Here is a 12,534-nt window from a genome sequence, read left to right as displayed (position 1 = left end):
GTTCAATTGCCGTTGGGTCTTCCTCTTGAAAGGGATAGAGTATGAGTAGGTTTCATGTGAGAGTGGAACGGTTTATCCCCGTGCCTGCGCAGCAACTTTTCGATATCGTCGCAGACCCACGACAACATCCGCGCATCGATGGGTCAGGAACTGTGAAGACCGCCGACGCGACTGGGCCCGAGAGGCTTTCCTTGGACAGTAGGTTCTCGATCGGGATGAAGCTCGGTGCCAGCTACGGCATGATCAACACTGTCACTGAATACGAAGAAGGCCGTCGTATCGCATGGAAACCGAAGGGCGACTATCTGTGGCGGTATACGTTCACACCGGTCGACGGTGGCACGATCGTCGCAGAGGAGTGGGATGCTCGCACCTCGAAGCGTCGCTTCTTCATGGGGCTGCTGGGTTTCCCGCGCCGCAACCGGCGCGGGATCGAGCAGACGTTGGAAAGGCTGCACAATATCTCAGTAGATTTCGTCGCCGGAACAGGGCCCTAAGACAAACCGTCCTGGGGAAGACAAGTTCTCGAGCACTCACCATTACGGCCGAGGTCATTGGCGCTTGACAATCATCTTCAGCGGTCTCTGCACCACCTGACTGATGCAGAGCCCGCCTGGCCATCTGGCGGAAGCTGACCAAACTTCATAGCGTTTCCCGCAAGGACGCGTTCGCCCTTGCCGCCTCCTGCGGAAATACCCCCTGGGGTATGCTGATTGGATTCGATTACGAGAGAAAATGTGAAAGTGTCAGAATCTGTTTTAATTCCGGACCTCATCGCTGAACGCACCGCCCCCAACCTGTACACCGTGCGGAACGAGAGCGGTGCTGAGGTTCGTATCGGAGCGCTCGGAGCGGAGGGCGCGTTCTCCCCGGTCGAACTCCTGCAGGCAGCAATCGCCGGCTGCGCCTCCCTGTCCGCGGATGCGCAGCTCGCCAGTCGGCTCGGCGACGACTTCGACGTCGTTACGACAGTGCAGGCACTGTACAACGCAGAAGAGAACCGGGTCGAGAAGCTCATCACCCAGATCGCGGTCGACACATCAGAGCTCGACTCCGAGAAGAAAGACAAACTCATCGCCAGCGCCGAACGCGTCATCGACAAGCTGTGCACGGTAAAACGCACCCTCAATTCCGGCGTTGACGCCGTCACTGAGGTGCAAGGCCACGACGACTAAAACTTCGACTGGGAACAACGCGCTGCGCACAACACGAAACGGCCTCCGGAACTAGGGATTCACTCCCCACCGAGAGGCCGTTTCGTCCGCGTGCCCCAAAATCACTACACGGGTCATACTGCGTAATCGCCGCCTTACCGGTCGACGCCATCACTGATGGCACAAACTTTCGGTCTTGAGCTGCACCTCGTACCTCTTCTGCATAGGGAGTCACCAGCGGAAGGGGCTGCACATTATGAGTGAGGTCGAGAGGGCATCGGACGATGCACGCTTTGCGAGAGTGATGCTCGCTATCGCTTCGGAACCGGGCGACGCGGTGACGGGCAGGCTGATCCGCGCGGTAGGACCGAGTGAGACGGTACGGCTTGCGATGGAATCAACTGGCTCGGATGAGTCGGTGCGCACGGACGTCGACGCATGGGGGCTACGGCTTGGGCCTCGGTTGAGTGAGGATCACGCGCGACGGGCGATGGAGACATCCGATCGTCTAGGGATGCGGATGCTCGTTCCCGAAGACGAGGAATGGCCGGTGTCAATGCAGCGGTGGGGTGATCATGGCCCGGTCGCGTTGTGGGTGCTGGGTGCCATCGATCACTTGTCCGCACCGTCGTCGGTGGGGCTCGTCGGGGCGCGGGCAGCGACAGGTTACGGAAAATATGTTGCGGATGAACTCGCATCGGGGTCCGCCGATGCCGGGCACGTCGTCGTCTCAGGCGGTGCGTACGGGATCGATGGTGCCGCGCATCGTGCTGCCCTCATCGCGGGCGGTTCGACGGTGGCGGTGCTGCCTGGTGGTCTCGACCGGCTCTATCCGGCGGGCCATCAACAGTTGTTTGAGCAGATTGCTCAGGGCGGGACGCTGGTGAGTGAGCTGCCTCCCGGGGCGGCACCGACCAAGCACCGGTTTGAGCAGCGGGGCAGACTGATCGCCGCGTTATCTTCCGCGGTGATCGTCGTTGAGGCCGGATACCGTTCCGGAGCGCTGTTGATCGCCGCGCAAGCTGCGGAAATCGGCCGCAAGGTGGGCGCAGTGCCAGGTCCGATCACGAGTGCTGCGTCGGCGGGGTGTCACCGTCTGATGCGCGACGACATCGCGGGACTGGTGACCGGGACAGACGACCTCACACTGATGCTGCGGCGCGCCGGAGCCTCCCCACCGAGAACCCTCACCCTTGATATGTCCGTGTCTGCGCAGGTGTCGTCTCTTCCGACCCGCGCTACCGGCCCCAGCCTCTAGAGAAGTCGAAGGGAGTACCCGATCGCTATGGATCGATCACTGAATGACGGGCGAGAATTCGGCCCGTATGGGCAAGAGTTGTTCGAAGACCATGCTGCGCAACTGCTGGAAGGAGGCGGGCTCGTGCGCCGATCGGCTAACCTGCATTCACCAGGCGTGGGGTGGGAAGCTCTGTCGGCGAGGATAGGCCGCAACGACAAACCAGGCGTGCTGTTCTCTGCCGTCGTGACCGGGGCACTCTCCGATCGGGAACTGCGCAAAGGACTAGAGGACACATGGACGACGTGTGAGTGGCCCGGCCGGGCTGCCGATCATGAGGTGTGGGTGTACATGTTCGAACTCGCGGGCGTGGACGAGGATCATTACCTGCACGAGGCCGAGTTACGTGAGCGGGCACGGCTACCCGAGTCGGTGCGGCTGTTCCGGGCGGCTGCGGAGGGACACCAGACGGGCCTCTCGTGGACGACGAGTTTCGAACGGGCGCACTGGTTCGCCACCCGGCTGGGTGCACTCGGCAGTCACCACCACGAAATCTATGAGGCAACGGTGCCGCAGGAGGCGATACTCGCCACCTTCCATGAGACCCGCGGTGAACACGAGTACGTCATTGACACCGGACGCCTCGACCCGGTCATTCCTGACATTGTGGAGCCCGCCGAGTGGGAGTACCTCCTGGAAGAGAACAACCCTCCGCGCTCCACAGACCAGTAGCCTCGGACGGTCGGAGGCGCAGGCCGGTTGGGTCTGCTGAAGCTTTGCTTGAGTCGGAGTGTTTTTATGCTGCCAACTCGACAGCATCCACCATTATCGCCTCAAACTCGACCGGCGTCAGCTTCCCGAGCCCACGCTGCCTGCGTTTGCGGTGATACTTCCCCTCAATCCACGACACGATCGCTAACCTGAGCTCTCTCCGAGTCGCCCACACCTTTCGGTCGAGCACGTTCTTCTGCAACAGCGAGAAGAACGATTCCATCGCCGCGTTGTCCCCGGCAGCACCAACCCTTCCCATTGACCCCAACAGCTGGTGACGCTGTAGCGCGCGACAAAATTTCTTCGACCCAAATTGAGATCCCCGGTCGGAATGGACCACCACATTCGTCGGATTCCCCCGCTGCATGACCGCGTTCTCCAACGCTCTCACTGCAAGGGATGCTTTCATTCGGTCATCGATCGCGTAGCCGACGATCCGGTTCGACCACACGTCTTTCACCGCGCAGAGATACAATTTGCCCTCATGCGCAGTCTGATGTTCAGTGATGTCGGTGAGCCAGCGCTTATTCGGAGTGCTTGCCGTGAAATCACGTTGTACGAGATCGTCGTGCACCGGCGGCAACGCTTTCCGATACCTACCGCGTCGTTTTGTGATCACTGACCGAATGTCGGCGACATGGCAGAGTCGCCACACGCGCCGCTCCGATACCCGGTAACCGAGCGCTTGCAGTTCGTCAGCGAGGAACCTATACCCGAACTCGGGATCATCCTCATGCAGTTCACGGAGCACCCCGATCAGGTGCTGCTCTTCGATCTCGCGTGCCGAGCAGGGCTGCTTCAACCATTGGTAGTAGGCCTGCTCGCTGAACCCGAGTACCCGGCACGTCACTGCGACGGGCACCCTGATAGAGGCACCCGTCGCAGCCAGCTCTTGGACGAGCGGGTAGATCATTTTGGGGGCGTAATGTGCGCCTGCGACAAATAGGCTGCCGCACGGCGGAGCACTTCGTTTTCCATCTCGAGCTCCCGAATACGTTTCAATGCTTGCCGCATCTCGCGCTGCTCCTCGGGATCTTTCGACGGAGTCATCCCATACGTTTTGAACCTTGCGTCTTGGATCCATGCGCTCAGCGCGGACTTCGAGACACCAAGATCTCGGCACACTTGTTTCTGCGAAATTCCGGACTCCACGAGCCCGACAGCGTCACGCTTGAACTCTTCGCTGTACTTGACCGGCATGACTGCCATCCTTCCAGCCCCGACCCCTCGATCGAAGCAGACTTGGACTCAAGCAAACCGACAGCAGACCCTCGCGTTGTCATCCGTGCACCGGATGCTGCAGAACCCGTACTACAAAGGCGACGTCGTTTACCGAGGTGTTCGCTACGACGGAGCCCATGATCGACTCGTTGAACCCGAGGTCTGGTACCAGGTGCAGTCCGTTCTGAGCGCGCACAACACCTCCGGGGATCGCACACAAAAACATGACCACTATCTCAAAGGCAGCGTCTACTGCCGCGAGTGCGGATCCCGGCTCATGATCAACAACACCAAGGCCCGCAACGGTGCCATCTACCCCTACTTCGTATGTCTCGGACGCCATCAGAAACGCACCGACTGCACGCAGGCGGCAATCCTCGTCAGCGACGTCGAAGACCTCATCATCGACTACTACCAGCGCATCCAGATCAGCCCCGCCACGAAGGACGCACTTCGCGGCATGCTCCACCACGAACTCGACCGGCTCACCGCCTCGTCTTCTACCGAAGCGGCTGACCTCACCCGACGCCGCATACAAATCATCGAGGAGCAAGATCGTCTCCTCGAGGCTCACCTGAAGGACGCGCTGAGTCTGGAGCAGTTCGCGAAGTTCCAAGACAAGCTCCGCGCCGAACATACGGCCGTCGATGAACGACTCGCTGAGCACCACAATGATTACGCCGAGGCACGGAACCATATTGACGATTGTTTGAACCTTGCCGCCGACATTGGCCGCATCTACGCGGGTTGCTCAGGCCAGAACCGGCGGCTCGCGAACCAAGCCTTCTTTACACGCATCCGCATCGGGGAACATAAACAGATCGACGCGGTTACCGCCAAGCCGTTCAACGTAGTGCTCGATGCAGAAGTTCAACGAGAAGCCAGCGAATTCGCTGAGCGTGTAGACGACGCGGAGGGTAAGAACGAAACTCCGGCACGATCTAACGTGCCGGAGTTTCGAACGTCGAACATTAAGTGCGCCCGAAGGGATTCGAACCCCTGACCTTCTGATCCGTAGTCAGATGCTCTATCCAGCTGAGCTACGGGCGCATTCGTTGTTTTACCAACCAGAGAAACATTACCGGATGTCTCAGCGAATGGGAAATCGAGGCCCCTTCTGGGCGACTACCGGGCGCGTCGCGGAACGAGGGGCGAGTGCTGCAGCACCCACGAGTGCATCGCCACCGCCGCGGCAGCCGAGGCATTGATCGAACGCGTCGACCCGAACTGGGTAATCTCGACGACCGCCTCCGCCGCGCCGATTGCCTCGTCAGTGAGCCCCGGTCCCTCCTGGCCGAAGAGCAGCACACAGCGCTCGGGCCAGTCGAACGTCTCGATCGGGACACAGCCGGGAACATTATCAACGGCGATGATCGGCACTCCCTCGTCGGCGGCCCAGTCGACCAGGGCGTCGATGTCCGGGCGGTGCACGACGTGCTGGTACCGGTCGGTGACCATCGCACCGCGCTTGTTCCAGCGGCGGCGCCCGACGATATGCACGGTGTCTGCGGCAAAGGCATTGGCGCTGCGCACAATCGAGCCGATGTTCATGTCGTGCTGCCAGTTCTCGATAGCGACGTGGAACGGATGGCGGTGGGTGTCAAGGTCGGCGACGATCGCGTCCATGCGCCAATACCGGTAGCGGTCGATCACGTTGCGGGTGTCGCCGTCGCGCAGCAGTTCGGGGTCGAAGTGCGCCTCCTCCGGCCATTCGTCCGGCCCACCTGGCCACGGCCCAACGCCCGAGGTGGTGCGCTCGTGGTGGGGAGCGGGCGGGGTCTCTGGCGAGTCAGTCACGACTTCATTGTCGCAGGCCCCACGCGCCGGGAACACCCGCGTTCGCACGCCCTACACTCGCAGACATGACCGATTCACTGCCGCTCGTCGTCGTCGCCCCTGACTCGTTCAAGGGCAGCTGCGATTCGGTGGCGGCCGCGAGCGCGCTCGCCCGCGGGGTGCGGCAGGCGCTGGGTGAGACGGTCAGGATCCGCGAGCTGCCGCTCGCCGACGGCGGCGAGGGCACGCTCGATGCCCTGACTACCGCGTGGGGCGGGACGGTGCGTACCGCCCCGACGACAGACGCGCTCGGTCGCCCGCGCGACGGACGTTTCGGGCTGAGCGCCGACGGCCGCACCGCCATCATTGAGGCTGCCGAGGCGAACGGCCTGCCACACGTGAGCGATGTCGCACCGCAGCCGCTCGGCGCCGACACCCGCGGTGTCGGGCTGCTCGCCCTCGCGGCGCTGGGCGCCGGTGCCACCGAGATCCTGCTCTGCGTCGGCGGGTCCGCGACGAACGACGGCGGGGCGGGGCTGCTCGTCGCCCTCGGTGCCCGCCTGCTCGACTCGGCGGGGAACGAGCTCGCCCCCGGGCCCCGCGGCCTCGCCCAGCTCGATCGCGTTGATCTCACCGGGCTTTCCCCGGCCGCCCGGGCCGCACGGTGGCGCGTCGCCGTCGACGTCGACAACCCGCTCACTGGCCCGCGGGGCGCGGCCGCCGTGTTCGGGCCGCAGAAGGGCGCGACCCCGGACGATATCGTCGCTATCGATGCCGCGCTTGGCCGTTTCGCCCGGGTATTGGCGCCCGATGCGGGGCTCGAAAGCCGGGCCGGGCTGGGGGCAGCGGGCGGCCTACCCCTGGCGCTCGTCGCGGTGCTCGGCGCCGAGGTGACCCCTGGCGCAGACCTGGTCGCCCGGGCCGTCGGCCTCGACGCGGCGCTCGCCGAGGCCGCGCTCGTCATCACCGGGGAGGGGCGCCTCGACGCCCAGTCGCTGGACGGGAAGGTGCTCTCGCGGATCCTGTCCGGGGTGCGCCGCGACACCCCGGTACTTGCCGTCGTCGGATCGCTCGCGCTCAGCGCATGCGAATGCCGCGCCGCGGGGCTCACCGCGGCCCTCTCGATCGCCCAGGGGCCGGCCACGCTCGACGAGCTCACCCCGCGCACGCCCGAGCTGCTCGCCGAGGTCGCGGCTCAGGCGTGCGCGCTCGTCGGCGCGAGGCTTCCCGCGCGCGGTCTCCCTCTGGACTGACCCGCAGAGGCCCGGGAAACGAACACGCGCGCCCAGGCCTACTCCGAGGCGGCGTTGAGCGCGGCGACCTCATCGCCCGTCAGCTCGAGCGTCATCGAGGCGAGGAGCGCCTCCAGCTGTGACGGCACCCGGGCACTCGCGAGCGGCGCCACGATCGTCGGCTGCTGGCGCAACCAGGCCAGAGAGACCGAAGCCACTGGGGCGCCGTGCGCCGCTGCCACGCGGTCGAGCTCGGCGAGCACCATGCGGCCACGGTCGTTCAGGTACACCGCGGCATCCCCTGCCCGCGCGCTCGCGCCCGGCGCGGTCACATCTGCATCGCTCCGGTACTTCCCGGCGAGGAACCCCTCCGCCAGCGAGAAGTACGGGATCACCGAGAGACCCTCGACCTCAGCCACCGCGCGCAGCCCGTTGGTCTCGAAGCCACGCTCGACCAGGTTGTAGTGCGGCTGCAGCGCCACGGGCAGGTGGTAGCCGCCGTCCCGCGCGATCCGGAACCACTCGGCAACCCGCTCGGCGGTGTAGTTGGAGACGCCGATCGCGCGCACCTTGCCCGCGTCGACCAGCGATGAGAACGCGGCGACCGTCTCCTCCAGCGGGGTATCGGCGTCGTCGAAGTGGGCGTAATACAGGTCGATTCGGTCGGTCGCGAGGCGGGTGAGCGACGCATCGGCCGCGGCATGCACGTTCGCCGCCGCGAGTCCCAAGAACTCCGGGTGGCTCGAGACCTTGGTCGCGATCGTCACGCCGTCGCGGCCGCCCCGGGCAGCCAGCCACTCGCCGATGATGGTCTCGGACTCTCCCCCGGTGTTGCCCGGCTCCCACGCTGAGTAGCCGTCAGCGGTATCGATGAAGTCGCCGCCGCCGGCGACAAAGGTGTCGAGCACCTCGAAGGAGGTGTCGCGGTCGGCCGTCCACCCGAACACGTTCCCGCCCAGGGCGAGCGGGGCGACCGCGAGGTCCGAGGTTCCGATGCGAACCGAAGTGGGCTGAGTCATGGGCTGGGCTCCTTCGCCGAGGTCAATGAACGGCGCATCAATGCGCGACCCCTCGAGCCTATTGCCGCGAGTCCCGCCAGGCGGCTAAGGCGACCGCGTCGTCGGTGACGACCAGGTCGATGCCGCGCTCTGCCGCCGAGTCCCATTCCGTCTCGGCGTTCAGCGTGTAGGTGGCGGTGCCGATGCCGACCGCGCGCAAGCGTGCCACGAAGTCGGGGGCCTGCAGGAAGCGATCGTCTCGGGCCCCGACGGCCGACACCTGGAGCTCGACCGCGGTGGCGACCATTTCGTCGGTAAGTCCCCGGGTCAACAGCAGCCGCGCGAACTCCGGCCCCTCCTCCTGCAGCATGCGCAGCGTCGGCAGCTCAAACGATTGCAGCACGACCCGGTTGACCATCTGGTGCTCGCGCAGGAGCGCCAGCACATCGTCAATGCGTTCGGGCGTCCACTTTCCCTTCAACTCAATCAACGCCCGCGTCGGGGTCGGGTCGAGCACCCCGATGAACTCGGCGAGCGTCGGCACGGGCTCTCCCGCGAAGGACGGATCGAACCAGCTGCCGGCGTCAAGCGCGCGGATTTCGGCGAGTGATAGGAAGGCAACCCGCCCGGTCCCGTTGGTCGTGCGGTCCACCCTCGGGTCGTGCATCAGCACCGGCTCTCCGTCCGAGGTCAACCGCACGTCGGTCTCCACGAATTCGGCGCCCTCCGCGATCGCGAGGCGCATCGCTGCGAGGGAGTTCTCGGGGGCCTGAGCGGCCGCCCCACGGTGCGAGATGATACCCACCCCGGACTCCCGCTGCAGCGCCCCGTGCTCCTGCAGCGCGCTCGCAGGGGTGGCATACGGCGTCGCGCCGGGAACCACCACGAGCAGCATGGCCAGCAACCAGGCAAGCAGGCCCACGCGGACGACGCCGCTGCCCTGGGTGTCCCCAAACTGTGCCATGCGGGGCCCCCTTGCCCGGACGTCGTGCCACGCCTCGTCGCGCGGTGGCTCCAGCATACTGAGGCGCGTTACCGTTTTGTGACCAAATATTTCACGGCGCGTCGCGGGCATCCCGCGCGAAGCACCCGGCCCGGATCCGGCGAGTTGTCCATAGACTGTACAGAGGCCAAGCAGGGAGTGCCCATGCGCGCGATATACGTTCACGAGACCGGTGGCCCCGAGAAGCTGGGGCTGTTCGACGCCGCCGCCCCCGCGGCCGGCCCCGGGGAGCTGCTCGTGCAGACGCACGCCACGGGACTGAACTTCATCGAGACCTATCAGCGCGCGGGCGTCTACCCGCTGCCGCTGCCGTTCATCCCCGGCGGCGAGGCATCAGGGACCGTCCTCGCGGTCGGTGCGGGCGTCACACGGTTTGCGCCGGGGGACCGCGTCTGTACCGCAGAGGGTCACGCGACCTATGCCGAGCAGTTCGTCATCGCCGCCGAGCGAGCGGCCCGTGTGCCGACGGGAGTGTCGCTCGAAACGGCGGCCGCACTCCCCCTCCAAGGCCTCACCGCCCACTACCTCGCCCGCTCAATCGCGCAGCCCGAGGCCGGCGATACCGTGCTCGTGCACGCCGGGGCGGGCGGCGTTGGGCTGCTGCTCACGCAACTGCTCACCGCGCGGGGCGTGCGCGTGCTCAGCACCGCGTCATCCCCCGCGAAGGCCGCGCTCAGTCGCACGGCCGGGGCCGAGGAGGTGCTCGGCTACGCCGACTTCGCCGAGCGGGCCCGCGAGCTCACGGGCGGCTCCGGGGTCTCGGTCGTCTACGACGGCGTGGGCCGAGACACGTTCGACGGATCCCTCGCGGCCCTCCGCATCCGCGGCAGCCTCGTGCTGTTTGGCGGCGCGAGCGGGCAGGTGCCGCCCGTCGACCCACAGCGACTCAACGCGGGAGGCTCCCTCAGCCTCACGCGCCCCACCCTCGCCCATTTCCTGGCCACGCCTGAAGAGCGGGCCTGGCGCTATCGCGAGCTCTTCACAGCGGTCCAGGCTGGCGCGCTCGACGTGCGCATTGGCGCCCGTTTCCCCCTCGCCGATGCCGGGCTCGCGCACGCGGCGCTCGAGGGACGGCGCACCACCGGCAAAGTCCTCCTCGAGCCCGCAGCCAAGCGCTGACGGCAGGATCCTGCCCGCGCCGCGCGGCCGAACGGAAAGGTGAGGCCTACGGCACCCGCCGCAGCCACTGCTCGGTCAGAAATTTCTCGGCGACCAGAAGTTCCGCTGCCGCGTACTCGGCGTCGGTCACAGAGCCCATTGTGCCGCCGTGGCGCTGTTTGAACGTCTGAATCAGGCGCTCGATGATCGCGGATCGCGTCTCGCCCGTTTGCGAGCGAAGCGGGTCGACCCGCTTCTGGGCGCTCGTCGTGCCCTTGTCCGAGAGCTTCTCGCGCCCGATACGCAGCACGCGCGTCATCTTCTCGGCGTCCATGTCGTACGACATTGTGACGTGGTGCAGCACCGCGCCCGAGCCGAGCCGCTTCTGCGCGGCGCCCCCGATCTTGCCCTGCGGGCTCGTGATGTCGTTGAGCGGCTTGTACACCGCGTCGATGCCAAAGGACTGCAGCGCTTCCAGCACCCACTCGTCGAGGAAGGCGTACGACGCCTCGAAGCTCATGCCCCGCACAAGCTCGCCGGGCACGTAGAGCGAGTACGTGATGGCCGAATCGGGCTCGACGAACATGGCGCCGCCTCCCGAAATGCGCCGCACGACGCGGACACCCTCCGCCTCAGCCGCCACCTCATCGACCTCGTTGCGCATCGACTGGAAGCTGCCGACGATGACGGCGGGTTCTGCCCACTCCCAGATGCGCAGGGTCGGCTGACGCTCGCCCTGCCCGACCGCGGCGGTGAGGACCTCGTCCAGCGCCAGGTGCAGGGCCGGCGACAACGGCGGCTCGTGCACGATCTGCCAGTCGTAGTCGCGCCACTGGGCGGCCCCCGTCATCGCGCGACGCACCGCGACGCCGACCGAGTCCGGCGCGAAGCCAAGCAGTTGCGCCCCAGGGTCGATTCCCGAGCGGATCGCGGTCGCCACGTGCTCGATGCTCGAGTTCGCGGGCAGCCCTTCGACCGCCAGGTTGATGTCGTCGAGGGCCTCGTCCGGCTCGAGGAAGAAGTCGCCCGACAGCCGGAACTCGCGGATCAGCCCATCCACGACGTCGAAATCGACGACGACCAGCTTGCCGCCTGGGACCTTGTACTCACCGTGCATCGCCATGGTTTCAGGCTAGTGCAGCTCGGCCCTAACGGCTGGGGAACCGTTCGAGCAGCCAGGTCACGACGTCGGCGATCACCTCGTCGCGATTGGTCTCGTTGAAGATCTCGTGCCGCGCCCCCGCGTAGGTGCGCAGCGTGACGTCCCTGAGCCCGCGCCCGCGGTACGCGTCGGCCAGCTTGCGGATCGAGTCGCCGACCGACAGCGGGTCGTCGGTCCCCGAGACGATGAGCAGAGGCATGTTCGGGTCGAGGCCGCCTGCGGGCCTGCCGAACAGGCGCAGTCCGTCGCGGAGGCCGAGCAGTTTCAGTACGTCGGCGTCGAAGCAGAGCGGGTCGGCGGCGAACCGGCGCGCGACCTCGGGATCGCGACTCAGCCATTCGAACCCGGTGGTGCCGAGGTGCTTGTGGTGCTTGTTCAGGTCGCCCGATTCCATCGAGCCCGGCACCCGGTAGGCGCTGCCCGACAGGATCACCGCGGCGTATTCGCGCGGGTGGCGGTTGAGAATGCGCTGCCCCATGAGCGAGCCCCACGAGTGCCCCAGGTATGTGAGGGGCAGATCCGGGTGCGCCTGCTTGATCGCGTGTGAGAACTGCAGGATCGCGGCCTCGGCGGCGCGCAGGCCCCCGGGCCCGAGCTTGCCGAGGTTCTCGAGCACCCCTCCCGTCTGCAGACGGCCGGTCTCGCCGTGCCCGCGGTGATCGTCGGCGTAGACCGCGAACCCGTTGGCGGCGAGCGCCTGCGCCACGTGCTCGTAGCGCTTCGCGTGCTCGCCGATGCCGTGCGCGATCTGCACGACGGCGTGCGGCTGCTGCGGCACCCACGAGTAGGTGCGGATCTCGACGCCGTGCGCGTCGATGAAGCTCGAGTCCTGCCGCGTGACCTGTGTCTTGCCCGATTCGTTCGCCATGCCCCCATTGTGGG

At 66.0% G+C, this 12,534-nt stretch carries 13 protein-coding genes and 1 tRNA gene; 7 read left to right on the top strand and 7 right to left on the bottom strand.

Annotated elements, in window-relative coordinates; all coding sequences use genetic code 11:
* Nucleotides 1-62: 62 nt before the first annotated feature.
* The 4 genes from JW030_RS00785 (at nt 63) to JW030_RS00770 (ending at nt 3,123) form a co-directional block, all read left to right on the top strand.
* On the top strand, nt 63-497 hold the full coding sequence (locus JW030_RS00785; RefSeq protein ID WP_206348599.1) for an SRPBCC family protein: 435 nt from the start codon (nt 63-65) through the stop codon (nt 495-497).
* A gap of 246 nt (nt 498-743) precedes the next feature.
* On the top strand, nt 744-1,175 hold the full coding sequence (locus JW030_RS00780) for an OsmC family protein (RefSeq protein WP_188046791.1): 432 nt from the start codon (nt 744-746) through the stop codon (nt 1,173-1,175).
* A gap of 235 nt (nt 1,176-1,410) precedes the next feature.
* Entirely contained in the window at nt 1,411-2,412 is a 1,002-nt protein-coding gene (dprA, locus tag JW030_RS00775) for a DNA-processing protein DprA (protein WP_206348597.1), read from the top strand.
* 207 nt (nt 2,413-2,619) lie between these two features.
* Nucleotides 2,620-3,123 carry a hypothetical protein gene (locus JW030_RS00770; protein ID WP_188046793.1) on the top strand — a complete coding sequence of 168 codons (504 nt, stop codon included), beginning with the start codon at nt 2,620-2,622 and terminating at the stop codon, nt 3,121-3,123.
* Between the two features lie 64 nt (nt 3,124-3,187).
* Here the strand turns inward: JW030_RS00770 and JW030_RS00765 are convergent.
* Nucleotides 3,188-4,362, bottom strand: a protein-coding gene (locus JW030_RS00765) for an IS3 family transposase (RefSeq protein ID WP_188046808.1) whose coding sequence is annotated in 2 segments (ribosomal slippage) — nt 3,188-4,086 and nt 4,086-4,362 — 1,176 coding nt in all. Because the reading frame shifts where the segments join, the coding sequence is not laid out codon by codon here.
* On the opposite strand from JW030_RS00765, the gene JW030_RS00760 reads away from it, so the two are divergent.
* A complete protein-coding gene (locus JW030_RS00760) occupies nt 4,361-5,386 on the top strand; it encodes a recombinase zinc beta ribbon domain-containing protein (protein ID WP_206348595.1) in 1,026 nt (341 codons plus the stop codon). The two genes, JW030_RS00765 and JW030_RS00760, sit on opposite strands and share 2 nt — an antisense overlap.
* Here the strand turns inward: JW030_RS00760 and JW030_RS00755 are convergent.
* Nucleotides 5,360-5,433: transfer RNA gene (locus tag JW030_RS00755), tRNA-Arg, on the bottom strand. The two genes, JW030_RS00760 and JW030_RS00755, sit on opposite strands and share 27 nt — an antisense overlap.
* A gap of 75 nt (nt 5,434-5,508) precedes the next feature.
* Nucleotides 5,509-6,180, bottom strand: a complete 672-nt coding sequence (locus JW030_RS00750) for a TrmH family RNA methyltransferase (RefSeq protein WP_188045852.1) — start codon at nt 6,178-6,180, stop codon at nt 5,509-5,511.
* Nucleotides 6,181-6,245: 65 nt separating this feature from the next.
* Here JW030_RS00750 and JW030_RS00745 point away from each other — a divergent pair, with 65 nt between their 5' ends.
* On the top strand, nt 6,246-7,412 hold the full coding sequence (locus JW030_RS00745) for a glycerate kinase (RefSeq protein ID WP_188045853.1): 1,167 nt from the start codon (nt 6,246-6,248) through the stop codon (nt 7,410-7,412).
* 38 nt (nt 7,413-7,450) lie between these two features.
* Here the strand turns inward: JW030_RS00745 and JW030_RS00740 are convergent, their stop codons facing one another.
* Both JW030_RS00740 and JW030_RS00735 read right to left on the bottom strand, forming a co-directional pair.
* Complete coding sequence (locus tag JW030_RS00740; RefSeq protein ID WP_188045854.1) at nt 7,451-8,410, bottom strand: aldo/keto reductase; 960 nt, start codon at nt 8,408-8,410, stop codon at nt 7,451-7,453.
* Nucleotides 8,411-8,468: 58 nt separating this feature from the next.
* Entirely contained in the window at nt 8,469-9,353 is an 885-nt protein-coding gene (locus JW030_RS00735) for a glycerophosphodiester phosphodiesterase family protein (protein WP_188045855.1), read from the bottom strand.
* A gap of 183 nt (nt 9,354-9,536) precedes the next feature.
* Between JW030_RS00735 and JW030_RS00730 the strand changes: the two genes are divergently transcribed.
* Nucleotides 9,537-10,511, top strand: a complete 975-nt coding sequence (locus JW030_RS00730) for a quinone oxidoreductase (RefSeq protein ID WP_188045856.1) — start codon at nt 9,537-9,539, stop codon at nt 10,509-10,511.
* A 46-nt stretch (nt 10,512-10,557) separates the two neighbouring features.
* Here the strand turns inward: JW030_RS00730 and JW030_RS00725 are convergent, their stop codons facing one another.
* Together JW030_RS00725 and JW030_RS00720 are read right to left on the bottom strand one after the other, a co-directional pair.
* Nucleotides 10,558-11,607 (bottom strand): biotin/lipoate A/B protein ligase family protein, encoded by a 1,050-nt coding sequence (locus JW030_RS00725; RefSeq protein WP_188045866.1) that lies wholly within the window; start codon nt 11,605-11,607, stop codon nt 10,558-10,560.
* 31 nt (nt 11,608-11,638) lie between these two features.
* Complete coding sequence (locus JW030_RS00720; RefSeq protein WP_188045857.1) at nt 11,639-12,520, bottom strand: alpha/beta hydrolase; 882 nt, start codon at nt 12,518-12,520, stop codon at nt 11,639-11,641.
* Nucleotides 12,521-12,534 lie beyond the last annotated feature (14 nt).

It is taken from the genome of Leucobacter sp. CX169 (assembly GCF_017161405.1).
Taxonomy (GTDB): domain Bacteria; phylum Actinomycetota; class Actinomycetes; order Actinomycetales; family Microbacteriaceae; genus Cx-87.
This window is presented reverse-complemented; position numbering and strand designations above follow the sequence as displayed.